At 63.3% G+C, this 26,679-nt stretch carries 22 protein-coding genes; 11 read left to right on the top strand and 11 right to left on the bottom strand.

Annotated features, from left to right (window positions below; all coding sequences use genetic code 11):
* Nucleotides 1-119 precede the first annotated feature (119 nt).
* The 11 genes from rpoC to IVB40_RS14525 all read right to left on the bottom strand — a co-directional run bounded on the left by rpoC (nucleotide 120) and on the right by IVB40_RS14525 (nucleotide 15,918).
* Nucleotides 120-4,316 (bottom strand): DNA-directed RNA polymerase subunit beta', encoded by a 4,197-nt coding sequence (gene rpoC / locus IVB40_RS14575; RefSeq protein ID WP_027567494.1) that lies wholly within the window; start codon nucleotides 4,314-4,316, stop codon nucleotides 120-122.
* A 128-nt stretch (nucleotides 4,317-4,444) separates the two neighbouring features.
* A complete protein-coding gene (gene rpoB / locus IVB40_RS14570; RefSeq protein WP_247819175.1) occupies nucleotides 4,445-8,560 on the bottom strand; it encodes a DNA-directed RNA polymerase subunit beta in 4,116 nt (1,371 codons plus the stop codon).
* Between the two features lie 482 nt (nucleotides 8,561-9,042).
* Nucleotides 9,043-9,420 carry a 50S ribosomal protein L7/L12 gene (gene rplL / locus IVB40_RS14565; RefSeq protein WP_007602994.1) on the bottom strand — a complete coding sequence of 126 codons (378 nt, stop codon included), beginning with the start codon at nucleotides 9,418-9,420 and terminating at the stop codon, nucleotides 9,043-9,045.
* 53 nt (nucleotides 9,421-9,473) lie between these two features.
* Nucleotides 9,474-9,992, bottom strand: coding sequence for a 50S ribosomal protein L10 (rplJ, locus tag IVB40_RS14560; protein WP_027567495.1), 519 nt, complete (start codon nucleotides 9,990-9,992; stop codon nucleotides 9,474-9,476).
* A 570-nt stretch (nucleotides 9,993-10,562) separates the two neighbouring features.
* Entirely contained in the window at nucleotides 10,563-11,516 is a 954-nt protein-coding gene (locus tag IVB40_RS14555) for a 2-hydroxyacid dehydrogenase (RefSeq protein ID WP_247819174.1), read from the bottom strand.
* Nucleotides 11,517-11,606: 90 nt separating this feature from the next.
* Nucleotides 11,607-12,299 (bottom strand): 50S ribosomal protein L1, encoded by a 693-nt coding sequence (rplA, locus tag IVB40_RS14550; protein WP_247819173.1) that lies wholly within the window; start codon nucleotides 12,297-12,299, stop codon nucleotides 11,607-11,609.
* Nucleotides 12,300-12,305: 6 nt separating this feature from the next.
* Nucleotides 12,306-12,734: a 50S ribosomal protein L11 gene (gene rplK / locus IVB40_RS14545; RefSeq protein WP_247819172.1), complete on the bottom strand. Its 429-nt coding sequence runs from the start codon at nucleotides 12,732-12,734 to the stop codon at nucleotides 12,306-12,308.
* A gap of 130 nt (nucleotides 12,735-12,864) precedes the next feature.
* Nucleotides 12,865-13,419, bottom strand: a complete 555-nt coding sequence (gene nusG / locus IVB40_RS14540) for a transcription termination/antitermination protein NusG (RefSeq protein WP_007602985.1) — start codon at nucleotides 13,417-13,419, stop codon at nucleotides 12,865-12,867.
* A complete protein-coding gene (gene secE / locus IVB40_RS14535) occupies nucleotides 13,419-13,610 on the bottom strand; it encodes a preprotein translocase subunit SecE (RefSeq protein ID WP_007602984.1) in 192 nt (63 codons plus the stop codon). Before secE ends, nusG begins: the two co-directional genes overlap by 1 nt.
* A gap of 376 nt (nucleotides 13,611-13,986) precedes the next feature.
* Nucleotides 13,987-15,255, bottom strand: coding sequence for a class I SAM-dependent methyltransferase (locus IVB40_RS14530; protein WP_247819171.1), 1,269 nt, complete (start codon nucleotides 15,253-15,255; stop codon nucleotides 13,987-13,989).
* A gap of 75 nt (nucleotides 15,256-15,330) precedes the next feature.
* Nucleotides 15,331-15,918, bottom strand: coding sequence for an SIS domain-containing protein (locus tag IVB40_RS14525; RefSeq protein WP_245287774.1), 588 nt, complete (start codon nucleotides 15,916-15,918; stop codon nucleotides 15,331-15,333).
* 161 nt (nucleotides 15,919-16,079) lie between these two features.
* On the opposite strand from IVB40_RS14525, the gene IVB40_RS14520 reads away from it, so the two are divergent.
* The 11 genes from IVB40_RS14520 (at nucleotide 16,080) to IVB40_RS14470 (ending at nucleotide 26,660) form a co-directional block, all read left to right on the top strand.
* Nucleotides 16,080-17,108 carry an SDR family oxidoreductase gene (locus IVB40_RS14520; RefSeq protein WP_027567499.1) on the top strand — a complete coding sequence of 343 codons (1,029 nt, stop codon included), beginning with the start codon at nucleotides 16,080-16,082 and terminating at the stop codon, nucleotides 17,106-17,108.
* An 83-nt stretch (nucleotides 17,109-17,191) separates the two neighbouring features.
* Nucleotides 17,192-18,763 carry a PfkB family carbohydrate kinase gene (locus IVB40_RS14515; RefSeq protein ID WP_247819170.1) on the top strand — a complete coding sequence of 524 codons (1,572 nt, stop codon included), beginning with the start codon at nucleotides 17,192-17,194 and terminating at the stop codon, nucleotides 18,761-18,763.
* Between the two features lie 27 nt (nucleotides 18,764-18,790).
* Nucleotides 18,791-19,792: an SDR family oxidoreductase gene (locus tag IVB40_RS14510; RefSeq protein ID WP_247819169.1), complete on the top strand. Its 1,002-nt coding sequence runs from the start codon at nucleotides 18,791-18,793 to the stop codon at nucleotides 19,790-19,792.
* 5 nt (nucleotides 19,793-19,797) lie between these two features.
* Complete coding sequence (locus IVB40_RS14505) at nucleotides 19,798-20,409, top strand: hypothetical protein (protein WP_247819168.1); 612 nt, start codon at nucleotides 19,798-19,800, stop codon at nucleotides 20,407-20,409.
* A complete protein-coding gene (locus tag IVB40_RS14500; protein WP_247819167.1) occupies nucleotides 20,406-21,434 on the top strand; it encodes an aminoglycoside phosphotransferase family protein in 1,029 nt (342 codons plus the stop codon). Before IVB40_RS14505 ends, IVB40_RS14500 begins: the two co-directional genes overlap by 4 nt.
* Nucleotides 21,431-22,279, top strand: a complete 849-nt coding sequence (locus tag IVB40_RS14495) for a transketolase (protein ID WP_247819166.1) — start codon at nucleotides 21,431-21,433, stop codon at nucleotides 22,277-22,279. Before IVB40_RS14500 ends, IVB40_RS14495 begins: the two co-directional genes overlap by 4 nt.
* Before the next feature lie 10 nt (nucleotides 22,280-22,289).
* Nucleotides 22,290-23,249 (top strand): transketolase C-terminal domain-containing protein, encoded by a 960-nt coding sequence (locus IVB40_RS14490; RefSeq protein ID WP_247819165.1) that lies wholly within the window; start codon nucleotides 22,290-22,292, stop codon nucleotides 23,247-23,249.
* An 8-nt stretch (nucleotides 23,250-23,257) separates the two neighbouring features.
* Nucleotides 23,258-24,364: a DegT/DnrJ/EryC1/StrS family aminotransferase gene (locus IVB40_RS14485; protein ID WP_247819164.1), complete on the top strand. Its 1,107-nt coding sequence runs from the start codon at nucleotides 23,258-23,260 to the stop codon at nucleotides 24,362-24,364.
* Nucleotides 24,354-25,472, top strand: a complete 1,119-nt coding sequence (locus IVB40_RS14480; protein WP_247819163.1) for a DegT/DnrJ/EryC1/StrS family aminotransferase — start codon at nucleotides 24,354-24,356, stop codon at nucleotides 25,470-25,472. Before IVB40_RS14485 ends, IVB40_RS14480 begins: the two co-directional genes overlap by 11 nt.
* Nucleotides 25,469-26,275: a sporadic carbohydrate cluster 2OG-Fe(II) oxygenase gene (locus IVB40_RS14475; RefSeq protein ID WP_027567508.1), complete on the top strand. Its 807-nt coding sequence runs from the start codon at nucleotides 25,469-25,471 to the stop codon at nucleotides 26,273-26,275. The genes IVB40_RS14480 and IVB40_RS14475 overlap by 4 nt, the downstream gene beginning before the upstream one ends.
* On the top strand, nucleotides 26,268-26,660 hold the full coding sequence (locus IVB40_RS14470) for an LIC12192 family sporadic carbohydrate cluster protein (RefSeq protein ID WP_247396583.1): 393 nt from the start codon (nucleotides 26,268-26,270) through the stop codon (nucleotides 26,658-26,660). The genes IVB40_RS14475 and IVB40_RS14470 overlap by 8 nt, the downstream gene beginning before the upstream one ends.
* Nucleotides 26,661-26,679: the final 19 nt, after the last annotated feature.

The raw sequence follows: 26,679 nt of genomic DNA, 5'->3' as shown, positions 1-26,679 counted from the left end.
TGCGCCTGAAGGAAAGATGAACAAAGGTTGATCCTGCACCGCAACAGGGAAACAAAGCAGCAAAAAGGCCGGCTTTCGCCGGCCTTTTCAGTGTCCTCGGTATTCCTACGGATGAACGATCATTCCGCAGGTGGCAGCGCCATCGGCTCCACTTCCGGCGCCGGCGGCACGACCGCCGCCTGCTTCTCGCGCTCGTCGAGGATCATCTTGTCGCGCTTCACGGCGACTTCGCGGATCTTCGCCATGGAGGCGCCGGTGCCTGCCGGAATCAGCCGGCCGACGATGACGTTCTCCTTGAGGCCTTCGAGCGGATCGACCTTGCCGTTGACCGCCGCTTCCGTGAGGACGCGGGTGGTCTCCTGGAACGAGGCCGCCGAGAAGAAGGAGCGGGTCTGAAGGCTCGCCTTGGTGATGCCGAGCAGAACCGGCGTCCCCGTGGCGATCTTCTTGCCCTCTTCCTTGGCCTTCGCGTTGATCTGGTCGAACTCGATCTTGTCGATCTGCTCGCCCGAGATCATGTCCGTGTCGCCCTGGTCGGTGACTTCCACCTTCTGGAGCATCTGACGAACGATCACCTCGATATGCTTGTCGTTGATGAGCACGCCCTGGAGCCGGTAGACCTCCTGGATCTCGTTGACCAGATAGGCTGCGAGTTCCTCGATGCCCTTGACCGCCAGAATGTCGTGCGGCGCCGGGTTGCCTTCTACGATGAAGTCGCCCTTTTCGACGATGTCGCCGTCCTGAAGGTGGATGTGCTTGCCCTTCGGGATCAGGTACTCACGCGGCTCGTCGGTCTTGTCCATCGGCTCGATCGAGATGCGACGCTTGTTCTTGTAGTCGCGCCCAAACCGGATGGTGCCCGCGATTTCGGCGATGATCGCCGCATCCTTCGGACGCCGAGCCTCGAACAGTTCCGCGACCCGCGGCAGACCGCCGGTGATGTCGCGCGTCTTGGCGCTTTCGGTCGAGACACGGGCGAGAATGTCGCCCGCCTGGACCTTGGCGCCGACATCGACCGACAGAATGGCATCGACCGACAGCATGTAGCGGGCATCGCCGCCACGGGCGAGCTTGAGCACCTTGCCGTCCTTGCCCTTGATCACGATGGCGGGACGCAGGTCCCCGCCGCCGCGCATCGAGCGCCAGTCGATGACCACGCGCTTGGCAATACCGGTGGCCTCGTCCAGTGTTTCCGAGATCGACTGTCCCTCGACCAGATCCTCGAAGCCGATGGTGCCTTCGACCTCGGTGAGAAGCGGACGGGAGTAGGGATCCCACTCTACGATGCGCTGGCCGCGCTTGACCGTATCGCCTTCGTCGACGTGCAGGCGCGAACCGTACTGAATACGGTGCGTCGCACGCTCGGTGCCGTCGGCATCGACGATCGCGATCACCATGTTGCGAACCATCGCGACCAGGTGGCCGTCGCTGTTGCGAGCGATGGCCTTGTTCCGGATCACGATCTTGCCGTCGAAGTTGGATTCGACGAAAGATTGCTCGTTCAGCTGCGCCGCACCGCCGATGTGGAAGGTGCGCATGGTGAGCTGGGTGCCAGGCTCGCCGATCGACTGCGCCGCGATGACGCCGACCGCTTCGCCGTGGTTGACCGGCGTGCCGCGAGCGAGATCGCGGCCGTAGCACTTGCCGCAGATGCCGTTGACGAGCTCGCAGGTCAGCGCTGAGCGGATCTTCACCTCCTGGACGCCGCCCTGATGGATGGCATCCAGATGGCTCTCTTCCATCAGCGTACCGCGCTTGAAGATCACCTTGCCCGTGCTGTCACGCACGTCTTCGCAGGCCGTGCGTCCGAGGATGCGCGAGCCGAGCGAAGCGACCACGGTGCCGGCATCGACGATGGCGCGCATCTTGATGCCGAGCTTGGTGCCGCAATCGTCCTGCGTGATGATGCAATCCTGCGCGACGTCGACGAGACGACGGGTCAGGTAGCCGGAGTTCGCGGTCTTCAACGCGGTGTCCGCGAGGCCCTTGCGGGCGCCGTGGGTCGAGTTGAAGTACTCGAGCACCGAAAGGCCTTCCTTGAAGTTCGAGATGATCGGCGTCTCGATGATCTCGCCAGACGGCTTGGCCATCAGGCCGCGCATGCCGGCGAGCTGGCGCATCTGGGCCGGCGAACCGCGGGCACCGGAGTGAGCCATCATGTAGATCGAGTTGATGTCGGCATCCGCCCCGCTCGCCGTCTTCTTGGTCGAGGAGATCTCCTTCATCATCGCCTTGGCGATTTCTTCCGTGGCCTTCGACCAGGCGTCGACGACCTTGTTGTACTTCTCGCCATGGGTGATCAGACCGTCGTTGTACTGCTGCTCGAAATCCTTCGCCAGCGTACGGGTGGCGTCGACGATCTTCCACTTGGAGTGCGGCACGACCATGTCGTCCTTGCCGAACGAGATGCCGGCCTTGAACGCGTTGTAGAAGCCGAGCGCCATGATGCGGTCGCAGAAGATCACCGTCTCCTTCTGACCGCAGTGGCGGTAGACCTGGTCGATGACGCCGGAGATCTCGCGCTTGGTCATCAGCTTGTTGATGATCTCGTACGGAACACGCGGGTTCTTCGGCAGCAAATTGCCCAGCATGACGCGGCCAGCGGTGGTCTCGATCCAGCGCTTGGAGATCTTGCCGGTATCGTCGATGCCTTCCCACCGGTACTTGATCTTGGTGTGGAGGTGGATGACCTTCGCGTGCAGCGCGTGCTCGAGCTCCGCCATCTCGCCGAAGATCTTGCCCTCGCCGGGCAGGCCTTCGCGCATGATGGAGACGTAGTAGAGACCGAGCACGATGTCCTGCGACGGCACGATGATCGGCTGGCCGTTCGCCGGATGCAGGATGTTGTTGGTCGACATCATCAGGACGCGCGCTTCCAGCTGCGCTTCCAGCGACAGCGGGACGTGCACGGCCATCTGGTCGCCGTCGAAGTCGGCGTTGAACGCGGCGCAGACCAGCGGGTGGAGCTGGATCGCCTTGCCCTCGATCAGCACGGGCTCGAACGCCTGGATGCCGAGGCGATGCAGCGTCGGTGCGCGGTTGAGCAGCACGGGATGCTCGCGGATGACCTCGTCCAGGATGTCCCAGACCTCGGGCCGCTCCTTCTCGACCAGCTTCTTGGCCTGCTTCACGGTGGTGGAGAGGCCTTTGGCGTCAAGCCGCGAGTAGATGAACGGCTTGAACAGCTCGAGCGCCATCTTCTTCGGCAGGCCGCACTGATGCAGGCGCAGCTCGGGACCGACCACGATCACCGAACGGCCCGAATAGTCGACGCGCTTGCCGAGCAGGTTCTGACGGAACCGGCCCTGCTTGCCCTTGAGCATGTCGGCGAGCGACTTCAGGGGACGCTTGTTGGCACCGGTGATGACGCGGCCACGGCGGCCGTTGTCGAACAGCGCATCGACCGCCTCCTGAAGCATGCGCTTCTCGTTGCGGATGATGATGTCCGGCGCGCGCAGCTCCATCAGCCGCTTCAAGCGGTTGTTGCGGTTGATGACGCGGCGGTAGAGGTCGTTGAGGTCCGAGGTCGCGAAGCGGCCGCCGTCCAGCGGCACCAGCGGACGCAGGTCCGGCGGAATCACCGGGACCACGGTCATGATCATCCATTCCGGCTTGTTGCCGGAGTGGCGGAACGCTTCCACGATCTTCAGGCGCTTGGCGAGCTTCTTGTGCTTGATGTCGGAGTCGGTCTCCTGCATCTCCGCGCGCAAGGTCAGCTCGAGCTTCTCGAGATCCATGCCCTTGAGCAGCTCGCGGATCGCTTCCGCGCCGATCATGGCGGTGAAGGAATCCTGGCCGTATTCGTCCTGCGCCTTCAGATACTCGTCTTCCGACAAGAGCTGACGGTCCTTCAGCGCGGTGAGGCCCGGCTCGAGCACGACGTAATATTCGAAGTAGAGGATCCGCTCGAGATCCTTCAACGTCATGTCGAGCAGGAGGCCGATGCGCGAGGGCAGCGACTTCAGGAACCAGATGTGGGCGACGGGGGCTGCGAGCTCGATATGGCCCATGCGCTCGCGCCGGACGCGCGACAGCGTGACCTCGACCGAGCACTTCTCGCAGATGATGCCCTTGTACTTCATGCGCTTGTACTTGCCGCACAAGCACTCGTAATCCTTGATCGGCCCGAAGATGCGGGCGCAGAACAGGCCATCGCGCTCGGGCTTGAAGGTACGGTAGTTGATGGTTTCCGGCTTCTTGATCTCGCCGTACGACCAGGACAGAATCTTCTCGGGGCTCGCGATCGAGATCCGGATCTGGTCGAAGACCTGAGCCGGCGTCGTCGGATTAAAGAGATTCATAATTTCTTGGTTCATCGTCTTCTCCTCGCGTGCCGGTCGCCTCCGGCAGCAAATTCGAAAATAACTATGCGGGGCGCCCTGCCCTCGCGATTCGAGGACTGGGCGCCGATGCCCGGCCATTCAGGCCGGGCATGAGGGTCGTATTACTCGGCCGCTTCCGCCGTCCCCGGTCCGACCTTGGAATTGTGCAAGTCGACGTTGAGGCCGAGCGAGCGCATTTCCTTGACCAGCACGTTGAACGATTCCGGAATACCGGCCTCGAAGGTGTCGTCGCCACGCACGATCGCCTCGTACACCTTGGTACGGCCGGCGACGTCGTCCGACTTCACGGTCAGCATCTCCTGGAGCGTGTACGCCGCGCCGTAAGCCTCGAGCGCCCACACTTCCATTTCACCGAAGCGCTGGCCGCCGAACTGCGCCTTGCCGCCCAGCGGCTGCTGGGTAACGAGCGAGTACGGACCGATCGAACGCGCGTGGATCTTGTCGTCGACGAGATGGTGCAGCTTGAGCATGTAGATGTAGCCCACCGTCACCTTGCGGTCGAAGGCGTCGCCGGTGCGGCCGTCATAGACGGTCGACTGGCCCGAAGCGTCCAGACCGGCAAGCTTCAGCATCTCCTCGATGTCGGCTTCCTTGGCGCCGTCGAACACCGGCGTCGCGATCGGAACGCCGCGGCTCAGATTGTGGCCGAGCTCGATCAACTCGTTGTCGTTGAGCGACTTGATCGTCTCGTCCTCGCCATAGACCTTCTTCAAGGTTTCCTTCAGCGGCCTGATGTCCTGCTTCGACAAATAGGCATCGACCGTCTGGCCGATACGCTTGCCGAGGCCGGCACAGGCCCAGCCGAGATGGGTCTCGAGGATCTGTCCGACGTTCATGCGCGAGGGCACGCCGAGCGGATTGAGCACGATGTCGGCATGCGTACCGTCTTCGAGGAACGGCATGTCCTCGATCGGCACGATCTTCGACACCACGCCCTTGTTGCCGTGGCGGCCGGCCATCTTGTCGCCGGGCTGGATCTTGCGTTTCACCGCGACGAAGACCTTGACCATCTTCATCACGCCGGGCGGCAATTCGTCACCGCGCTGAAGCTTTTCGACCTTGTCGAGGAAGCGCTGTTCCAGCCCCTTCTTCGACTCGTCGTACTGCTTCCGCATGGCCTCGATCTCGGCCATCAGCTTGTCGTTCGGCGAAGCAAACAGCCACCACTGCGACTTCGGGTACTCCTCGAGCACCGCACGGGTGATCTTGGTGTCCTTCTTGAAGCCCTTCGGTCCGGCGATGCCCTGCCGTCCTTCGAGCAGCTCGGCAAGACGGTTGTAGACGTTGCGGTCCAGGATCGCCTGCTCGTCGTCGCGGTCCTTGGCCAGACGCTCGATCTCTTCCCGCTCGATTGCCAGCGCACGCTCGTCCTTGTCGACGCCGTGCCGGTTGAACACGCGCACTTCGACGATGGTGCCCTGCACGCCCGGAGGAACGCGCAGCGAGGTGTCGCGGACGTCGGAAGCCTTCTCGCCGAAGATGGCGCGCAGGAGCTTTTCTTCCGGCGTCATCGGGCTTTCGCCCTTCGGCGTGATCTTGCCGACCAGGATGTCGCCGGCGCGCACTTCCGCGCCGATGTACACGATGCCGGCTTCGTCGAGGTTCTTCAGCGCTTCTTCCGAGACGTTCGGAATGTCGCGGGTGATTTCCTCGGGTCCGAGCTTGGTGTCGCGGGCCATCACCTCGAATTCTTCGATATGAATTGAGGTAAACACGTCTTCCTTCACGATCCGCTCGGAGAGCAGGATCGAGTCTTCGAAGTTGTAGCCGTTCCACGGCATGAACGCGACGAGCACGTTCCGGCCGAGCGCGAGCTCGCCGAGATCGGTCGAGGGACCGTCGGCGATGATGTCGCCCTTCTTGACGATGTCGCCGACCTTCACCAGCGGACGCTGGTTGATGCAGGTCGACTGGTTGGAGCGCTGGTACTTCATCAGCCGGTAGATATCGACGCCCGACTTGGTCGGATCGAGATCTTCCGTGGCGCGGATGACGACGCGGGTGGCGTCGATCTGGTCGATCACGCCCGAACGGCGCGCCGCGATCGCAGCACCCGAGTCACGCGCAACCACGCCTTCCATGCCGGTGCCGACGAACGGCGCTTCGGCGCGAACCAGCGGCACCGCCTGGCGCTGCATGTTCGAGCCCATCAGCGCGCGGTTGGCGTCGTCGTTCTCGAGGAACGGGATCAGCGCGGCCGCGACCGAAACGAGCTGCTTCGGCGACACGTCCATGTAGTCGACCTTGTCCGGGGTCACCGGCAAGACTTCGCCGGCGTGACGGCAGACCACGAGATCTTCGGTGAAGCGGCCCTTCGGGTCGAGCGGCACGTTGGCCTGCGCGACCGTGTAGCGGCCCTCTTCCATCGCCGAGAGGTATACGACCTCGTCGGTGACGCGGCCGTCCTTGACCTTGCGGTAAGGGGTCTCGACGAAGCCGTACTTGTTCACGCGCGCGAAGGTCGCGAGCGAGTTGATCAGGCCGATGTTCGGACCTTCCGGCGTCTCGATCGGGCAGATGCGGCCGTAATGCGTCGGATGCACGTCGCGCACCTCGAAGCCGGCGCGCTCGCGGGTCAGACCGCCCGGTCCAAGCGCCGAGAGACGGCGCTTGTGGGTGATCTCCGACAGCGGGTTGGTCTGGTCCATGAACTGCGAGAGCTGCGAGGAGCCGAAGAACTCGCGCACGGCGGCGGCCGCCGGCTTGGCGTTGATCAGGTCCTGCGGCATGACCGTGTCGATGTCGACCGAAGACATGCGCTCCTTGATCGCGCGCTCCATGCGGAGCAAGCCGATGCGGTACTGGTTCTCCATGAGCTCGCCGACCGAACGCACACGGCGGTTGCCGAGATGGTCGATGTCGTCGATCTCGCCCTTGCCGTCGCGCAAATCCACCAGCGTCTTGATGACGGAGAGGATGTCTTCCTTGCGCAGCGTGCGCTGGGTGTCGGGCGCATCGAGGTCGAGGCGCATGTTCATCTTGACGCGGCCGACCGCCGAGAGGTCGTAGCGCTCGGCGTCGAAGAACAGCGACTGGAACATCGCCTGGGCCGAATCCAGCGTCGGCGGCTCGCCCGGACGCATCACGCGGTAGATGTCGAACAGCGCGTCCTCACGCGTCATGTTCTTGTCGGCCGAGAGCGTGTTGCGGATGTAGGCGCCGACATTGACGTGGTCGATGTCGAGCAGCGGCAGCTCCTTGTAGCCCTGCTCGTTGAGAGCCTTCATCGACTTGTCGGTGATCTCTTCACCGGCTTCCGCGTGGATCTCGCCGGTCTTGGGATTGACGAGGTCCTCGGCGATGTAGTTGCCGACGAGCTCCGCATCCGAGAGGCGCAGCGCCTTCAGCCCCTTCTCCTGCATCTGACGCGCACCGCGCACGGTGAGCTTCTTGCCGGCTTCGAGCACGACCTTGCCGGTATCGGCGTCGATCAGGTCGTTGATGGTCGAGTAGCCGCGGAAACGATTGGCGTCGAACGGAACACGCCAGCCCTCCTTGATCCGCTTGTACTGGATCTTCTTGTAGAAGGTGCTGAGGATCGCCTCGCCGTCGAGGCCGAGCGCGAACATCAGCGACGTCACCGGAAGCTTGCGGCGACGGTCGATACGCGCATAGACGATGTCCTTGGCGTCGAACTCGATGTCGAGCCAGGAACCGCGATACGGGATCACGCGGGCCGCGAACAGCAGCTTGCCCGACGAATGGGTCTTGCCCTTGTCGTGATCGAAGAACACGCCCGGCGAACGGTGCATCTGCGAGACGATGACGCGCTCGGTGCCGTTGACGATGAAGGTGCCGTTCATCGTCATGAGCGGGATGTCGCCCATGTAGACGTCCTGCTCCTTGATGTCCTTGACCGACTTCGCGCCGGTTTCCTCGTCGACATCGAACACGATGAGGCGCAGCGTCACCTTGAGGGGGGCCGCGAAGGTCATGCCGCGCTGGCGGCACTCGTCGACGTCGTATTTCGGCGGCTCGAACTCGTAGCGGACGAATTCCAGCATCGAGGTGCCCGAGAAGTCCGAGATCGGGAACACCGAGCGGAACACCGCCTGCAAGCCCTCGTCCGACCGCCCGCCCTGGGGCTCGTCGACCATCAGGAACTGGTCATAGGACGCCTTTTGAACCTCGATGAGGTTCGGCATCTCGGCCACTTCCTTGATGTGTCCGAAGAACTTGCGAACGCGTTTGCGACCGGTGAATGTCTGCTGCGCCATCGTGGCCTCTCATTTTCGTCGCCCGATTTGGGCGCGCCCTCCGGAACGCGGCGACCGCCGCTCCCCGGGTTGAATTTTTCGAACCCGTCTTGGGGGCCGGAGACTCAGTTTCAGGCAGGAATGTCCTGAATCTGTTCTTCAGACCTTCAAAACGCAAAACGACGCGCGGGGCGCAGGAGCGCGCCCGCCCGTCACAACCAACCTCTTCACGGACTGCAAAAGCCCGAAATAGCTTGCTCTCCCAACGGCTTACAGGGAATCCGGCATCCCTGCCCACCGCGCTTTCGTGCTGCCGACCCGATATGGGGCGACATTAGTGCAGATTCGAGGGGTAAACCCTCAAATCCCCACACTTTTTCGTGTTCGGCCTGCGTCGGGTCGTTCCGTCGCACGCCTTTTGCATCTGGCCCACCCTTTCAGGGAGTGGACCGAGATCCCGGTTGCGATGATGCTGACCGGGATCCCGTGCCAGTAAGCGCTGCTTACTTGAGCTCGACCTTCGCGCCAGCCTTCTCGAGCTGGGCCTTGAGCTTCTCGGCTTCGTCCTTGTTCACGCCTTCCTTGACAGGCTTCGGCGCGCCCTCGACGAGGTCCTTTGCTTCCTTCAGGCCCAGGCCGGTGATGGCGCGGACTTCCTTGATGACCTCGATCTTCTTGTCGCCGGCGGCGGCAAGAACGACCGTGAACTCGGTCTTCTCTTCGGCCGGAGCGGCGGCGGCGCCACCACCAGCCGGGCCAGCCACGGCGACAGCCGCGGCAGCCGAAACGCCCCACTTCTCTTCGAGGAGCTTCGCGAGTTCGGCAGCTTCGAGCACGGTGAGGCTCGAGAGGTCGTCAACGATCTTCTGCAGGTCAGCCATTGTTCAGTTTCCTTGAATGTAGTCTGGTTCGGGTTTGAGTTTTGCGAAGGGCGTCAGGCCGCTTCGCCCTTTGAGGCATAAGCCTGGATGACGCGCGCGAGCTTGCCCGCGGGCGCGTTGGCGAGCTGAGCGATCTTGGTCGCCGGGGCCACAAGCAGGCCGACGATCTTGGCGCGCAGTTCGTCAAGCGACGGCAGCGAGGCAAGAGCCTTCACGCCGTCGACATTCAGGACGGTCGTTCCCATCGAGCCACCAATGATGACGAACTTTTCGTTCGCCTTGGCGAATTCGACGGCGACCTTTGGCGCCGCTACCGGATCGTCCGAAGTGGCGATCACGGTCGGTCCCTTCAGCATGGGGCCGATGGCAACGACGTCAGTGCCTTCAAGAGCAATTTTGGCGAGACGGTTCTTCGAGACCTTCACCGAGGCGCCAGCCTGCTTCATCTGCGAGCGCAGCTTCTGCATCTGGGCAACGGTCAGGCCGGAATATTGGGCAACGACCGCGACGCTCGTGGTCTTGAAGACCCCATTGAGCTGTTCGACCGCTTCCTTTTTTGCCGCTCGTTCCACAGCAAGCTCTTTCCGGTTGGCGGTCATCGCGAAAGCGGGACCGCCGGGTTGCACCCATCGTCCCGCCCAAACCTGAACCTCAGGGCCAAACCCATCGGACACGCCGGGCAAGACGACAATTCAAAGCCTGCCCTCCGGGAGCTCGTTGGAGCCCACGGCGTGTCGAGGTCCGAACCAAACTCATTCCGCAACCGACCCTAAGGCGGTCACGACGTGAAATCCGGTCTTCACCCGTCTATGCAGGCCATGCGATTAAGCCGTTGAGAAATCGAAATTCCCCGCGGGCGCCTGCAGTCTTGGACAGGACAAGGTCAGCCGGCGAACCGCCCGACCTCTGCCCGCATCCCACACCCGACGGGTTTCCCTCCTTTTCCGGCAATCCTCACGGACGCCCTGAAAAGGAATGATCTCCATCGCTTGTTTTCGGAATGCGTGCACGAACGCGCCAGCCGAGGCCGGCACGTCCGGAAGCGGTTCTTTAACCGCTCGGGGCCGGCTTGCCAAGAGCAAAATTCACACCAGTTCCAATCCGTTGCCGCTGGCGCTTGACCCGGGCCGACAAGGGCCGATTCAGGCTCCTTTGACCGCGTAAGGCAGCGGCTTGCCTACGAAAAACGCGGTCAGGTTCGCCAGCACGCAGTTCTGCATGGCGACGTGCGATTCGAGGGTGTGGCCGCCGACATGGGGGGCGAACACGACGTTGGGCAGCGCCGTCAGCGCATCCGGGGCGTGCGGTTCCTTGTCGTAGACGTCGAGACCGGCTCCGGCGATGGTCCTCTCGGCGAGCGCCACAACCAGGGCTTTCTCGTGGATCACCGAGCCGCGGGAGATGTTGACGACATAGCCGTCCACCCCGAGACGCTTGAGGATATCGGCGCCGACGGCATGCTGGGTCTCGGCCCCTGCCCGGACCGCGATCATCAGCACGCTGCACCAGTCGGCGAGCGCCTCCAGCGTCGGGAAATATTGATAGGGCAGATCGTATTTGCTGCGGCTGAAATAGCCGATTTCGCTCTCGAAGGCGGCGCAGCGCGCTGCGATCTTGCGGCCGATTTCGCCCATGCCGTAGACGCCGATGCGGCGACCCGGCATCCCGGCCTGCGGGCGCAACATCGGCGAGGGCTTTGACGCGGCCCAATCGCCGCTTCGGACGTACTGGTCGGCAACCAGGATTCGCCGCGTCGTCGCGAGCATCAGCGTCATCGCGATGTCGGCGACCGAGGCCGCATTGGCGCCCGGGCTATGTCCGACCGCGATGCTGCGGGCAGCAGCGGCCTTCAGGTCAACACCGTCATAGCCAGTGCCGTAGCAGACGATGGCACCGAGCTTCGGAAACAGGTCCATCGCCTCCGCGCCCAGCGGCGTGCCGCCGGCGGTGAGCACTGCGCGGATATCGCCGAGCGCGTCGGCCGAAAACATCTCCCGCGCCGGCTTGCCGCCGGTGTCGAGCAGCTCGAACCGCTCGGCGAAGCGCGCCATCATCGTCTTGGGAAAGCGCGAGTAGATCAGGACCTTGTCAGTCATTGTTCTTATTTCCGGTGAACGCCGTCACAAACGACGAGGGGCGGAATCGGTTGCCCAATTCCGCCCCTCGCCTCATGTCGTTTCCAAACCTTAGCCGAGAATGGTGCCCGGCTCGACCTTCACGCCGGGACCCATCGACGAGGACACCGCAACGCGCTGGATGTAGGTGCCCTTGGAACCGGCCGGCTTGGCCTTGGAGACGGCGTCAGCCAGAGCCTTGACGTTCTCGACCAGTTTTTCCTCGGTGAACGAGGCCTTGCCGACGCCAGCCTGCAGGATGCCGGCCTTCTCGACGCGGAACTCCACCGAGCCGCCCTTGGCGCCCTTCACAGCGCCGGTGACATCCATGGTCACGGTGCCGATCTTCGGGTTCGGCATCAGGCCGCGCGGGCCGAGCACCTTACCAAGGCGGCCGACCAGCGGCATCATGTCGGGGGTTGCGATACAGCGGTCGAAATCGATCGTGCCGTTCTGCACCTTCTCGACCAGGTCCTCGGCGCCGACGACATCGGCACCCGCAGCCTTGGCCTCGTCGGCCTTGGCGCCGCGGGCGAACACGCCGACGCGGAGCGTACGGCCGGTGCCGTTCGGCAGGGTCACGACACCGCGGACCATCTGGTCGGCGTGACGCGGATCAACGCCGAGATTGATCGCGACCTCGATGGTCTCGTCGAACTTCGCTTTCGCGCGTTCCTTGACCATCTTGATGGCGTCCGCGAGCGGGTAAAGCTTTTCGCGATCAATACCTTCGCGGGCTTTGTTCAAACGCTTTCCGATTGCCATGAGCCCTTACCCCGCCACTTCCAGACCCATCGAGCGGGCAGAGCCCTCGACCATCTTCATGGCCGACTCGACCGAGTCGCAATTGAGATCCTTCATCTTCTTCTCGGCGATCTCGCGCACCTGCGCTTTGGTCACCGCACCCGCCTTGTCACGGCCCGGCGCCTTGGAGCCGGACTGGATCTTGGCAGCCTGCTTGAGGAAGAAGGACATCGGCGGCGTCTTCATCTCGAACGTGAACGAACGATCGGCGTAGATCGTGATCACGACGGGAATCGGGGTATTCTTCTCTTCCTTCTGGGTCTGGGCGTTGAACGCCTTGCAGAACTCCATGATGTTGAGACCGCGCTGACCGAGCGCGGGACCGATCGGGGGCGAAGGATTCGCCGCACCGGCCGGGACCTGAAGCTTCAGGTATCCGGTCACTTTCTTTGCCATGTATCACTCCTGTTGGGCCGGCCTGGGCCGGCGGTTTCAGGTTCGTGGTCTGGGTCGGATGCGGCTGGCAACCGCCCTCTCCCTCCCACGGCCTCTTGCTGCGCGAGACCGAAGCCTCACGCCTACCCGATCAGACCTTCTCGACCTGACCGAATTCCAATTCGACCGGCGTGGCGCGGCCGAAGATCGACACCGCGACCTTCACGCGCGAGCGCGCCTCGTCGATTTCCTCGACCACACCCGAGAACGAGGCAAACGGGCCGTCGGCCACGCGCACGTTCTCGCCGATCTCGAACGACACCGACGCCTTCGGCCGCTCCACGCCCTCTTGCACCTGGTGCAGAATGCGCATGGCCTCGGCTTCCGAGATCGGCATCGGCTTGTTTTCCGCGCCGAGGAAGCCGGTCACCTTCGGTGTATTCTTGATCAGATGAAACGCCTCGTCGGTCAGCTTCATCTTCACCAGCACGTAGCCCGGGAAGAACTTGCGCTCGGCGTCGATCTTGCGGCCGCGGCGCACTTCCGTGACCTTCTCGGTCGGAACCAGCACCAGCTCGAACAGCTCCTCGAGCCCGCGCTGCTTGGCCTGCTCGCGGATCGATTCGGCGACCTTCTTCTCGAAGTTCGAATAGGCGTGGACGATGTACCAGCGCTTGTCAGACAATTGAGCCGTTGCTGTTGCCATCAGTGAATGCCCAGAAGGAAGGTGATGAGGACGCGGATGATCTGGTCGGCGGCGAAGAAGAAGATCGAGGCCACGGCGACCATCACGAACACCATGATGGTGGTGATCGTGGTCTCGCGGCGGGTCGGCCAGGTGACCTTGGCGGTCTCCGAGCGCACTTCCTGCAAGAACTTGAACGGGCTGACTGCCATCGTTTGATGTCCAACGTCCGTCGACAGACGCGAATGAATTTCAGGGATCCGAACAGCCGCCGTTGGCCCAGCCCTCTGTCGAAGGATGAGCCGGAAATCGGGCTCGATTGTTCGGGGATTTCAAAGCCGCGCCGGAAATCCGCGTCTAACGGGCCGGCTGCGAGTGCGCGGTATCTACTGCGGATGGGACCAAAGGTCAAGATAGAGAGGGCCCGCGCGAGTAAACCGACCTCCGCGGGCGACCGACCAGAGATCAGGCCGATCAAGGGCTTATCTGCCGCCTGCAAAGCGCCTTCCCAGGGCCTCAGCCGGTTCCTCGCAGAACGAGACCACCGGGGCCCCCCTCACCTGCAGCCTCTTTGGCGACCCCTCAAGGTCAGTCGGCCCGATCGATCGTCGAAATGCCCGGCAACGGCACGACGAACTTTCCGCCCTCGGCGAAATAGCCGGCATGCTTGGCCCGGATCGGATCCACATAGCGCCAGGCGAAGACGACGACGAACGCCGGCTTGCGCTCGTAAAGGGCGGCGGGCGGCAGGATCGGGATGTCATACCCCGGGCCGGCCATAACGCTCCCCTTCTTGGGGTCGTCGTCTACCAGGAAGTCGATCTTGTTCTCCAGGCCGAACTGCGGCAGCAGGGTCGTGGTCCCGACCGAGACGCCGTAGCCGGCCACGAGCTGGCCGCGCGCATGGGCGGCATCGGCCATCGCGACCAGCTCGTCGCGGATGGCGGCGATTCTCTTCGCATAGGGCACATAGTAGGCCGGCCGGTCGACGCCGAGCCGGTCTTCCTCGGCGATGAAGCGCGCGACTTCCGCGGACGGCTTCTTCGCGCCGCCGGCACGCTGCACCGTCACCCGGATCGAGCCGCCCTTGGTCTCGATGTGCTGGACGTCGATCACTTCCATGCCGAGTCGCGCGAAGAAGCGCGTCAGCGGCTTGATGTTAAAATACGACAGATGCTCGTGATAGACGGTGTCGAGAAGGTTCTTCTCGGTGACGTCGACGCCATACTGCGTTTCGAAAACGAACAGCCCGTCCGGCGCAAGCACGTCGCGAACCCCGATCACCAGCGGGTCGAGATTGTCGACATTGGCGATCATGTTGTTGGCGATCACGACACTGGCCGCGCCGTGGCTTTGCAGGATGCGGCGACCGATGGCATCGGTGAAGAAATCGCCGATGGTCTCGATCCCCGCTTCCGTCGCACGCCGCGCGATGTCGACGGCGGGATCGACACCGAGCACCCGCATGCCGCGCTTCCTGAAGAAACCGAGCAGCGATCCGTCGTTGCTGCCGAGCTCGACGACCAGCGAGCCCGGCGCGATGGCGAATCGGCTGACGACGTCGTTGGCATAGCCCGCGAAGTGCTCCCGCAGGCCAAGCGAGAGCGAGGTGGTATAGACGTAGTTTCGGTATTGGATCTCTGGATTGCCGACGTGGAGAATCTGCAGATGGCCGCAGTCCGCGCACAGGTGCAGCGCCATCGGCACCGCGGCCCGAAAGACGGGATCGTCGACGCTTGCGTCCGGCACCTGAAAGTTCGGCGTGCCGATGGGCATGCCTGCCATCGGCACGACGAGCTCTTGCTTGTCCGAATGACAGAGGCGGCAGGTATGGCGGACGTAGAACAGGTTTTTCATCGTAGGACCGTAAGACGGAGACATGCGAACAGGCGAGGCAATCTCACCCGTGGTGATCAGATAGAGGGCACCGCCTCAGGAGGCCGGATATTCCGCGCGACCGATGATGAGGTCGATCGCGGCCATCATCCAGAACTGATGCGTGGTCTCGACAATATTGTAGCTCCGACTGTCGACGTAATAATTGACGTCGCCGAGATTGCGCAGCGGATTCTCCGCGGTCATGCCCGACAGCGTGATCACATCGAGCTTCATCGTCCGCGCCTGCGCGACCGCATTGAGAATGTTCTTCGAGCGTCCCGACGAGCTGATCGCGACGAGGCAGTCGCCGGCGCGGGCGCTCAACCTCACGGCATGCGCAAGCCAGTCCTCGAAACCATAGTCATTGGCGAGGCACGACATCATGCTGGCATCGCTGAAGCAGAGTGCCGGCACCGATGCGTTCTTCGCCAGATCGATCGCGAGATGGGAGGCGATGCCGGCCGAGCCTCCATTGCCGATGAAGATGACGCGGCCGCCCTGCTCGCGCGCGCACAACCAGGCCGTGCGGGTGGCGGAAATCCTGGCGAAAACACCGTCGTCAATCGCCGTCGCGCGATGGAGGCGTCCTACGTAGTCGTCAAGGAAAGCCTTGTGATCGGGATCGACGGACTCGGCAGGCATGGGCTCGCAGCTCGACGGCGACATGACGCCCTGATACCGGCTATCACCAGTGATTGCAAAGGTATATTACCTTCGAAGTTGACTAGCAGCCGATTCGGTTTCCACCTTCACTCAACATTGGCGGGCCTGTTTCGCTGGGCATTCGCATCACGGATGTTCCTATGAAATGCATCGTTACCGGTGGCGCCGGCTTCATCGGCAGTCACCTCGTCGACCGCCTCCTCGACGACGGCCACGAGGTCGTCGCGCTCGACAATTTTGTGATCGGACGTCCCGAAAATCTGGCCTCGCGCGTCGATTCTGATCGACTGAAGATCGTGCGGGCCGACGTCACCGAGCTCGAATCGATCAAGCCGCATTTCGACGGCATCGACTGGGTATTCCATCTCGCAGCGCTGGCAGACATCGTTCCCTCGATCGAGTCCCCGATCCCGTATCACCGCGCCAACGTCGACGGCACCGTCAACGTTCTCGAGGCTGCACGGCAGGCGGGCGTCAGTCGCTTCGTTTATGCCGCGTCGTCGTCCTGCTACGGAATTCCCGACGTCTATCCGACGCCGGAGAGCGCCGAGATCCGGCCGATGTATCCCTACGCCCTCACCAAGAATCTCGGCGAGCAGTGCGTCATGCACTGGTGCCAGGTCTACAAGCTGCCCGCGGTCGCGCTGCGCCTGTTCAACGTGTACGGGCCACGCCATCGCACCACGGGAACCTACGGTGCGGTGTTCGGCGTGTTCATGGCGCAGAAGCTCGCCGGCAAGCCCTTCACGGTGGTCGGCGACGGCGAGCAGACCCGCGACTTCACCTTCGTCAGCGACGTCGCCGACGCTTTCGTGACCGCCGCGCGCTCCGATGTCTCGAACGAGAGTTTCAACGTCGGCTCCGACAACACCTACAGTGTCAACCGGCTGGTCGAGCTTCTCGGCGGCGACAAGGTCCACATTCCCAAGCGTCCCGGCGAGCCCGATTGCACCTATGCCGACATCACCAAGATCAAGCGTATCTTGACATGGGCGCCGAAGGTAAAATTTGAGGACGGGGTCGCGACGATGCTGAAGGCGATGGATCAGTACAAGGACGCCCCCCTGTGGACGGTGGACAAGATCGCGGACGCCACGAAGGACTGGTTCAAATATCTCGGGGACAACAACGACGCGGCGCCCGGCGTGCCGCAGAAGGCAAGCCAGTGAACAGGTTCGCCGGGTATCGTTGCCGCGAATCGATCAATTCCGGGCCGCCCGGCTGAGGCCGGCTGGCGCTTTAGGTTATTCACATGGGCAATATTCCGACCGGCAATCCCGCGTTGAACGACCAACTGGCGGCGCACGAAAAGATCAAGACGATCGAGGAACTGGGCGAGATCGCGCGGTCCGCGCAAGCGCGAGGCCGGAAGGTTGCGCTCTGCCACGGCGTCTTCGACCTCGTGCATCTCGGCCATATCAGACACATCCAGGCGGCGCGCAACGAGGGCGACGTAGTCATGGTGACGATCACCGCCGACCGTTATGTCAACAAGGGACCGGGTCGGCCGATTTTCCCCGAAAACATGCGGGCCGAGATGCTGGCCTCGCTCGCGACCGTCGATTGGGTCGGCATCAATCACACCTCCAGCGCCGAGCCGATCCTGGATACGGTGCGGCCGGACATCTACGTGAAGGGATCCGACTACGAGAATCCCGAAGACGACGTGACCGGCAAGATCCGGAGCGAGCGCGACGTCGTCGAGCGTCACGGCGGACGCATCGTGTTCACCCGGGACGTGACATTCAGCTCCTCGTCGCTGGTGAACCGGTATTTCGACATCTACGATCCGCCGCTCCGCGACTACCTGCAAAAGGTCCGTGAAGGTGGCGGCGCCGATCGCCTGCTGAAACTGATCGACAAGGTGCAGGACATGCACGTCGTGCTGGTCGGCGACACCATCATCGACGAATACCAGTACGTCACGGCGCTTGGAAAGGCATCGAAGGAAAACATCGTCGCCACGCTGTTCAAGAGTGGCGAGCAATTTGCCGGCGGCGTCATTGCCGCGGCGAACCATGTCGCGAGCTTCTGCAAGTCGGTGGAGGTCGTCACGACGCTGGGTGGCAACGACTACCCTGAGGAGTTCATTCGGGCGCATGTCCGCCCAAACGTCACGTTGACGCCGATCCGCCTTCAGGGCCGTCCGACGACCCGCAAATCGCGGTACGTCGAGCTGGGATATCTGCACAAGCTCTTCGAAGTCTACACCATGGACGACACGCCGCTCGACGAGGCCGATCGGACGGAAATCGACCGTATCACGACGGAGCGTGTGCGTAGCGCGGATGTGGTGATCGCCACTGATTTCGGTCACGGCATGATCGCGTCGAGCACGATCGACACCCTGATCGCCAACTCCAAGTTCCTGGCGGTCAATGCCCAGAGCAACAGCGGCAATCACGGCTACAACCTGATCACGAGGTATCCGCGGGCCGACTACATCTGCATCGACGCGCCGGAGGCGCGTCTGGCTGCAACCGACAAGTTCAGCGACATCGCGTCCGTGATCGAGGTCGGCCTGCACGGCAAGATCGACTGCGACAACATGATCATCACGCACGGCTCCTTCGGCTGTTACCCTTTCTCGTCGAAAACCGGCGTCACGCGCGTCCCCGCCTTCACCAAGACCGTCGTCGACACCGTCGGCGCGGGGGACGCCTTCCTGACGATCACCGCGCCGCTGGTCGCCGCCGGCGGCAATATCGAGGACGTCGCCTTCATCGGCAACGCGGCCGGCGCAATCAAGGTCGGGATCGTCGGCCACCGCAGCTCGGTCGAAAAGGTGCCGCTGGTCAAGTTCGTCACCGCGTTGCTGAAGTAGCGCGACGGCAGATATTGGAGAACGACAGTGATTGGTCAAAAATGGAATGTGATGGTCACCGGTGGTGCCGGCTATGTCGGTAGCGTGCTGGTTCCCCAGTTGCTCGCTGCGGGCCACAAGGTCACCGTGCTCGACCTGTTCATGTATGGCGAGGACGTGTTCGATGCCGTCCGCAACAATCCCGATTTGCGCCTGATCAAGGGCGACATCCGTGACGAAGCCGCGATCAACGAGGCCCTGCGCGGCAACAACGCCGTGATCCACCTCGCCTGCATCTCCAACGACCCGTCGTTCGAGCTGGACCCGGGGCTCGGCAAGTCCATCAATTACGACTGCTTCCGGCCGATGGTGCGCGCTGCCAAGAAGGCGGGCATCAAGCGCTTCATCTACGCCTCCTCGTCCAGCGTCTACGGCATCAAGGATGAAGCGGAGGTGACCGAGGACCTGTCCTGCGAGCCGCTCACGGACTACTCGAAGTTCAAGGCGATGTGCGAGACCGACCTTGCCGACGAGGCCGCGTCCGGTTTCGTCACCTGCACGGTTCGTCCCGCCACCGTCTGCGGCTACGCACCGCGGCAGCGGCTCGACGTCGTCGTCAACATCCTGACAAATCTCGCGGTCAACACCGGCCGCATCCGCGTGTTCGGCGGAACGCAGCGCCGGCCCAATTTGCACATCGAGGACATGTCAGCGGCCTATCTGTTCCTGCTCCAGCAGGATGACGCAAAGATCGACGGCAAGACCTACAATATTGGTTACGAGAACCATTCGCTGATGAAGATCGCCGACATCGTCAAGTCGGTGGTCGGCAGTAATGTCGACGTCGTCGTCGAGCCGACCGACGATCTCCGCTCCTACCACGTCTCGTCGGAGAAGATCCGCCGCGAGCTCGGCTTTGCGCCGACCCACACGATCGAGCAGGCCGTGTCCGGCCTCCTCAACGCCTTCAAGGGCGGCCGCCTGCCGAACTCGCTCAACGACCCCCGGTACTTCAACATCAAGATGATGCAGAACATCAGCCTGAAGTGAGCGGCGTGCGGATCGGCATCGATTTCGACAACACGATCATCTGCTACGACAAGGTCTTTGCCGCCGTCGCACGTGAGCGTGGGCTGGTGCCGGAAGGGTGGGACGGGCTTAAGACCGACCTGCGGGATCATCTCCGGTCCCGCGCGGGCGGCGAGCTCGCCTGGCAAGGACTGCAAGGCTTCGTCTACGGCAAGAGAATTGGCGGCGCCGAAATCTATCCGGGAGTGCGGGAATTCCTGGCGGCGTGCAAGCAGGCCGGCTCGAAGGTCTGCATCGTCAGCCACAAGACCCGATTCGGTCATCAGGACCCCGACCGCACTGACCTGCGTGACGCCGCGCGCAGCTGGCTGCGGGGGGCGGGCCTAGTCGACGCTGCGGATGCGGCGCTGGCTATCGGCGATATCTATTTCGAGGACACACTGCCCGCCAAGATCGAGAGGCTCGTGAGCCTGAAGCTCGACGTCTTCATCGATGACCTCGCCGACGTCTTCGAGCAACCGCATTTTCCGAAGGCCACGCGATCGATCCTGTTCACGCAGTCGCAGCCGCCCCACCCCGAACACTGCAAGCCGATCGCGACATGGGCCGATATCCGCCGCGAGGTGTTTGCGGCATGAGCGAGACCAACATCAACGCGCCGGATGCGATGGCGATCGGCAGCCGCCTGGCCGGTGCGCGTGTTGCGTCCGCCCAGCCGGCACGATCCGGCGGCAACAACAGGGTGTTTCGGCTGGAGATGGCGGATGGACCGCCCCTCGCCCTCAAGCATTATCCGTCCGACGGACGCGATCGCCTGGGACAGGAGTATGATGCACTCTCGTTCCTGGCGCGCCACGGCATCACGTCGACACCGCGGCCAGTCGCGAAGGACGCAGATGCATTCTGCGCGCTGTACCAATGGTTCGACGGCGAGGCCGCGGCGCTGCGTCCCCAGGGCGACGACGCCGACCAACTCGCCGATTTCCTCATAGAGCTACAGAAGCTGCGCAAAGCCGAAGGCGCGCAGATTTTGCGCAACGCCTCAGCCAACATCTTTTCGCCGGAGGCGGCCATCGCCCAGTACGAGCAGCGCCTGGACGCATTGAGGCGAGCCTCGGATGATCATTCCGACCTGCGTGCGTTCCTCGAAGGCAGCCTGGTTCCCAGCATTGACGTCGCGATTCGGCAGCTCCGCCGGCGCTACGCGGAACTGGGGCGGGATCCCGCAGCAGACCTTGCGCCCACCCATCGCGCGCTGAGTCCGTCCGATTTCGGACTGCACAACGCACTGCGCGCTGAAGACGGGCGCTTGCGATTCATCGACTTCGAATATTTCGGCTGGGACGATCCCGTCAAGCTCGTGTCGGACACCGCTATTCACCCCGGCAGCGACCTGCCGGAAGCGAGCGCGAATCGCTTGATCGAACGGCTGTCGCGCGCCTTCGAGGCGAGCGATGACGCGTTTGCGATCCGACGTGACGTACTGTATCCTGTGTTCAAGGGAATCTGGTGCCTGATTGTCCTGAACGCCTATTTGCCGGACAGCCGCTCCCGGCGCGCAATGGCTGCGCAAGGTGGCGATGTTAGGATCCGCCTCGCCGGTCAGCTCGACAAAGCCCGCCGGCTTCACCAGACGATTCGCCCAACCGATTTACCGAAGTGACCCAGATCTCGCCCCACACTGAAGCCGCCCTCACCTGCACGCTGGACGAGCGTAGCCTTTATCTGCGCCGACTGGTGCTTGGTTCTGTCCGCTCCGCGGGACGCGGACATGTCGGTCCGGCATTGTCGCTGATCGAGATGGTCCGCGTACTCTACGACGACGTGCTGCGGATCGATCCGAACAACCCGCGCGATCCGGCCCGCGACCGCGCAATCCTCAGCAAGGGGCACGGCTGTCTGGCGCTCTATGCGCTGCTGGCCGATCGCGGCTTCTTTCCCTTGTCCGAGCTGGACGGTTTCTGCGGCCCCGACAGCATTTTGGGCGGACATCCCGAATACGGAATGGTGCCGGGGGTCGAGGCCTCGACGGGCGCGCTCGGACACGGCCTGTCGATCGGTGTCGGTCTCGCGCTCGCCGCGCGCATGCGCGAGCGCAGCTACCGCACCTTCGTCCTGCTCGGTGACGGCGAGATCAACGAGGGATCGGTGTGGGAAGCCGCCATGGGCGCGGCCAAGCACGGGCTCGACAATCTGGTCGCGCTGATCGACTACAATAAGCTGCAGAGCTACGGACCCACCGATTACGTCCTGCCGCTGGAGCCGCTCGCGGACAAGTGGCGCAGCTTCGGCTTTGCCGTCCAGGAGCTCAACGGCCACGACGTCGGCGCCCTGCGCACAGTCCTGAAGCAGGTCCCAGCCGTTCCGGGAAAACCCACCGCGATCATCTGCCATACCGTCAAGGGCAAGGGTCTGCCGGCCGCGGAATCCAACGCCGATTGGCATCACAAGAACAAGCTCACCGACAGCGAACTCGACGCCATCCGCGTCGCCGTCGGGGATTTTTGATCGGGTCCTCATGCGCAACACCGCGATGAACATGGTCCACAAGCTCGCCGCGCGCGACGAGCGTGTGCTCTACATCGGCTCCGATCCCGGCGCAGGTACCTTGCGCGCGATGAGCAAGGAGTTTCCCAAGCGCCACCTGATCGAAGGCATTTCCGAAGCGCACATCATCGGCATGTCAGCCGGCCTCGCGATGGAAGGCTTCGTGCCCTATGTCAACACGATCGCCACATTCCTCACCCGCCGCTGCTACGAGCAAGTCGCGGTCGATCTGTGCCTGCACAATCTGCCGGTGCGGCTGATCGCCAATGGCGGCGGGCTGGTTTACGCGCCGCTCGGCCCCACCCACCAGGCGATCGAGGACATCGCCATCATGCGGGCGCTGCCGAACATGACGGTGGTCTGCCCGTGCGATGCCGACGAGGCGGCGCGGCTGATGGAGCAAACGCTCGACTGGACCGGGCCGATCTACATCCGGCTCGGCAAAGGTGGCGACGCCGTGGTCTCGAAGGCCGAGCACGGCTTTGAGATCGGCAAGGCCGTCCTGATGCGCCCGCCCGGCGACGTCGTCATCGTCACGACAGGCATCATGCTCCAGCGCGCACTCGCTGCGGCCGACCTGCTGGCGGCGCAAGGCATTCGCGCCGGCATCCTGCACATGCACACCGTCAAGCCGCTCGACACCGAGGCGCTGCTGCAAGCGATCCGGGGCACCAGGCTGGTAGCGACGCTGGAGGAGCACGTGCCCTCCGGCGGCCTCGGCAGCGCGGTCGCGGAGGCGCTGATCGACAAGCTCGGCTCTGGCCTGCCCGCGATGCTGCGGTTGTCGCTGCCGGACCGGTTCATGCACAATTACGGATCGCAGGACTCGCTGCTGAAGAAGCACGGACTTTCCGCCGACGCCATTGCGACCTCGGTCGCGCGCGCGCTCCCCGCTTCGCACACCTCCTCTCCTCAACTTCATTCCACCTGACGGGCCCCATGCACGACGTTCGATATTCCTATCTGCTCGAGCAATTCTCCGACCCGGCACCGATCCTGGCCGAGATCGGCCGACTGGTGGCGACCGGTGACTTCACCTTGGGCAAGCCGGTCGCGGAATTCGAACGGCGCTTTGCCGAGCTGATCGGCGTGCGTCACGCCATCGGCGTCGGATCGGGCACCGATGCGCTCAAGCTGCCGCTCAAGGCGCTCGGCGTCGGCCATGGCGACGAGGTCATCACGGCCGCCAACACCTTCATCGCCACCGTCGGCGCCATCGCCGAGACCGGCGCGACGCCGGTGCTGGTCGACTGCGACGACTCCTTCTGCATGAACGTCGACTACGTCGAAGCCGCGATCACCGAAAAGACCAAGGCGATCATGCCGGTTCAGTTGACCGGCGAGGTCACCGACATGGGCAAGCTGATGGCGATCGCCCAGCGTCACAACATACCCGTCGTCGAGGATTCCTGCCAGGGCATCCTGTCGGAGTTCGCGGGAAAACGGTCCGGCACACACGGTATCGCGGCCGGCTTCTCGCTGCATCCGCTCAAGAACCTCAACGTCTGGGGCGATGCCGGTGTCGTCGTCACCAATGACGACGGGATGAACGAGCGGCTTCGCCTGATCCGCAACCACGGCATGAAGAATCGCGACGAGATCGCGATTCTCGGCTGCAATTCGCGGCTCGATTCCCTCCAGGCTGTCGTCGGCAACTGGCTGATCGGCCAGACCAGCGAGATCACGCGCCGTCGGATCGAGAACGCGGCCTATTACGATGCGGGCCTTGCTGGTCTGCCCGGCCTGCGGATTCCGCCGCGCCGGCCCAACGTCAAGCACGTCTACCATCTCTACATGGTGTTCGCCGAGCGCCGCGACGAGCTCTACAAATACTGCCTGGACAACGGCATCGAAGCGAAGATCCACTATCCCATCCCGCTGTATCAGCAGGAAGGCCTCAGGCACCTCGGCTACGCGCCGGGCACCTTCCCGGTCACCGACCGCCACGCCCAGGAAGTCATCAGCTTCCCCGTCGACCAGCATCTGACGCGCGCCCAGCAGGACCGCGTCATCGAGATCGTTCGGAAGTTCTGCCATGGACGCTGACACCGGCCGCCGGCGCATCGGTTACGTCAATCTTCCCGCGCAATTCGAGGAAGAGCGCGTTGAGATCATGCAGGCGGTCGAGGGCGTGTTCCGGCGCGGCGATTTCATCGGCGGCGCGGCCGTTGCGAAGCTCGAAGAGGAGCTCGCCACTTATCTCGGCTCGCCGCATGTGGTGACGCTGAATTCCGGCACCGATGCGTTGATCCTGTCGTTGCGGGCGCTCAACATCGGTCCAGGGGACGAGGTGATCACCCCGCCGAATTCGTTCGTGGCGTCGACCGCCGCCATCATCGCCGTCGGCGCCACGCCAGTATTTGCGGACGTGCTGCCGGACCAGAATATCGATCCGGCCGCGGTCGAGGCCGCCGTCACCCCGCGGACCAGGGCAATCATGCCGGTGCACCTGACCGGGCGGATGGCCGACATGAACCCGCTGATGGCGATTGCGGCCAAGCACGCTCTCGCCGTGATCGAGGACAGCGCACAGGCCATCGGCTCGACCTATGACAGGCGGATGAGCGGGACCATCGGAACGTTCGGCTGCTTCTCCGCCCACCCGCTGAAGAACCTCAATGCCGCGGGCGACGCCGGCTTCGTCGTCACCGCCGACGCCGAGCTTGCCGCGAGAATTCGCCGCCTGCGCAATCATGGCCTGATCAATCGCAGTGACGTCCAGGAATGGGGCATCGTGTCACGCCTCGACACGGTCCAGGCCGAGGTGCTCCGGATTCGCTTGCGTCACCTGCCCTCTGTCATTGAACGCCGGCGCCGCAACGCCGCGCAATATCGCGCCGAGCTCGCCGGCCTTCCCCTGTTCATTCCGGTTTGCCGCAACATCGAGTTCAACACCTTCCACACCTTCGTCGTGCAGACGGACCGTCGCGACGACCTCCAGAAATATCTTGCCGACAAGGGCATCGAGACCGCGATCCACTATCCGGTACCGATCCACCTCCAGGAAGCGGCGGCGCATCTTGGCCACGGTCGCGGCGCGTTCCCGGTGACCGAGCGGCAGGCGGATCAGATCCTCACGCTTCCCATCAACCAGTTCCTCTCGACCTCGGACATCAGCTATATTTGCGCGACGGCCCGGGAGTATTTTGCATGACGGACACGGCTTTCCTCGAGGCCGATGAGCAGGCATTGGCGCAACGCTTCATCGACGACGGCTTCGTCACCACGCCGGCCGACGATCGCGCCGGGCTCGATCGGATCCAACGGCGCGCCGCCGAGCTCGCGGCGGATTATCTGAAGCTGCCACACGGCAACGACCCCTACGCGATGCTCGACACCATCCACACGCGGGTGAGCGTAGATGATCTCAACGGCCTGCGGCTGCACGTCTTCAACGGTCTCAACGCCGAGCCCTGGTTCCGGCCGACCTATTTCCGTCTGGCGCGCTCGACGATCGAGACCATCGTTGGCAACGAGCTCTGCATGCAGCGCCGCGTCAATCTCAGCATCCAGCTACCGGGAGACGATTCGTCGCTGCTCGCCACCCATTCCGACGTCTGGTCGGGCGACTCGCCGTTCGAGGTCGTGGTGTGGGTACCGCTGGTCGACGTCCACCGCACCAAATCGATGTATCTGCTGCCGCCATCCCTGAACGGCAACATGCAGGACCGGATGGCCAGCCTGCGCAGCGCCGAGGAACTCTACCAGACGATCAAGCCGCACGCGACTTTCATCGAGATTCCCTACGGTCACGTGATGCTGTTCAACCAGACCCTGATGCACGGCAATCGCATCAACGAGGAAGCCGGCTCGCGCTGGAGCATGAACTGCCGTTTCAAGAGCATCATGTCGCCCTATGCGGACAAGCGATTCGGCGAATTCTTCGAACCGATCCTGTTGCGCCCGGCGACACGTGTCGGCATGCAATACAAGCTCCCGGGAGGCTTCCATGGCTGAGCGAGCCGGCCATCGCGGCTATATCGGCGCCCGGCCATTGAACGGCAGCCGTACCCCGCAGCACGTCCAGAACATCGTGATCCGCGACTATGCGCGACGGAAGAATCTGCATTATCTGCTCAGCGCCGCCGAGCACACCATGCCCGGCAGCTACATGGTGCTTGAGGACATCCTGGACGAGCTGCCGCGGTTGCGCGGCCTGATTCTCTACAGCATCTTCATGCTGCCGCCCGACGAGGCACGGCGGCGGGAGATCTATGACCGGGTGCTGAGCGAGGGCTGCGATCTGCACGCGGCCGTCGAGGAGATCACGCTGTCCTCGCGCGACAACATCCAGGCCGTCGAGGACATCCTGCTCGTCAACAAATTCGCGACCATCCTGTGACGATGCTGCGGACCGGTTG

The sequence above is a fragment of the Bradyrhizobium sp. 40 genome, from assembly GCF_023100925.1.
Lineage (GTDB): Bacteria > Pseudomonadota > Alphaproteobacteria > Rhizobiales > Xanthobacteraceae > Bradyrhizobium.
The sequence above is the reverse complement of the archived record's forward strand: the minus strand, read 5'-3'. Positions and strand labels throughout refer to the sequence as shown.

Excerpts from the sequence above, each read along its gene's own strand:
- IVB40_RS14520 (WP_027567499.1), top strand. The coding sequence starts at position 16,080 with ATGAAATGCATCGTTACCGGTGGCGCCGGCTTCATCGGCAGTCACCTC.
- IVB40_RS14490 (WP_247819165.1), top strand. The coding sequence starts at position 22,290 with ATGCGCAACACCGCGATGAACATGGTCCACAAGCTCGCCGCGCGCGAC.
- rplK (WP_247819172.1), bottom strand. The coding sequence starts at position 12,734 with ATGGCAAAGAAAGTGACCGGATACCTGAAGCTTCAGGTCCCGGCCGGT.
- rplL (WP_007602994.1), bottom strand. The coding sequence starts at position 9,420 with ATGGCTGACCTGCAGAAGATCGTTGACGACCTCTCGAGCCTCACCGTG.
- IVB40_RS14485 (WP_247819164.1), top strand. The coding sequence starts at position 23,258 with ATGCACGACGTTCGATATTCCTATCTGCTCGAGCAATTCTCCGACCCG.
- IVB40_RS14525 (WP_245287774.1), bottom strand. The coding sequence starts at position 15,918 with ATGCCTGCCGAGTCCGTCGATCCCGATCACAAGGCTTTCCTTGACGAC.
- rpoC (WP_027567494.1), bottom strand. The coding sequence starts at position 4,316 with ATGAACCAAGAAATTATGAATCTCTTTAATCCGACGACGCCGGCTCAG.
- IVB40_RS14500 (WP_247819167.1), top strand. The coding sequence starts at position 20,406 with ATGAGCGAGACCAACATCAACGCGCCGGATGCGATGGCGATCGGCAGC.
- nusG (WP_007602985.1), bottom strand. The coding sequence starts at position 13,419 with ATGGCAACAGCAACGGCTCAATTGTCTGACAAGCGCTGGTACATCGTC.
- IVB40_RS14480 (WP_247819163.1), top strand. The coding sequence starts at position 24,354 with ATGGACGCTGACACCGGCCGCCGGCGCATCGGTTACGTCAATCTTCCC.
- IVB40_RS14515 (WP_247819170.1), top strand. The coding sequence starts at position 17,192 with ATGGGCAATATTCCGACCGGCAATCCCGCGTTGAACGACCAACTGGCG.
- IVB40_RS14555 (WP_247819174.1), bottom strand. The coding sequence starts at position 11,516 with ATGACTGACAAGGTCCTGATCTACTCGCGCTTTCCCAAGACGATGATG.
- rpoB (WP_247819175.1), bottom strand. The coding sequence starts at position 8,560 with ATGGCGCAGCAGACATTCACCGGTCGCAAACGCGTTCGCAAGTTCTTC.
- IVB40_RS14470 (WP_247396583.1), top strand. The coding sequence starts at position 26,268 with ATGGCTGAGCGAGCCGGCCATCGCGGCTATATCGGCGCCCGGCCATTG.
- IVB40_RS14475 (WP_027567508.1), top strand. The coding sequence starts at position 25,469 with ATGACGGACACGGCTTTCCTCGAGGCCGATGAGCAGGCATTGGCGCAA.
- rplA (WP_247819173.1), bottom strand. The coding sequence starts at position 12,299 with ATGGCAATCGGAAAGCGTTTGAACAAAGCCCGCGAAGGTATTGATCGC.
- secE (WP_007602984.1), bottom strand. The coding sequence starts at position 13,610 with ATGGCAGTCAGCCCGTTCAAGTTCTTGCAGGAAGTGCGCTCGGAGACC.
- IVB40_RS14530 (WP_247819171.1), bottom strand. The coding sequence starts at position 15,255 with ATGAAAAACCTGTTCTACGTCCGCCATACCTGCCGCCTCTGTCATTCG.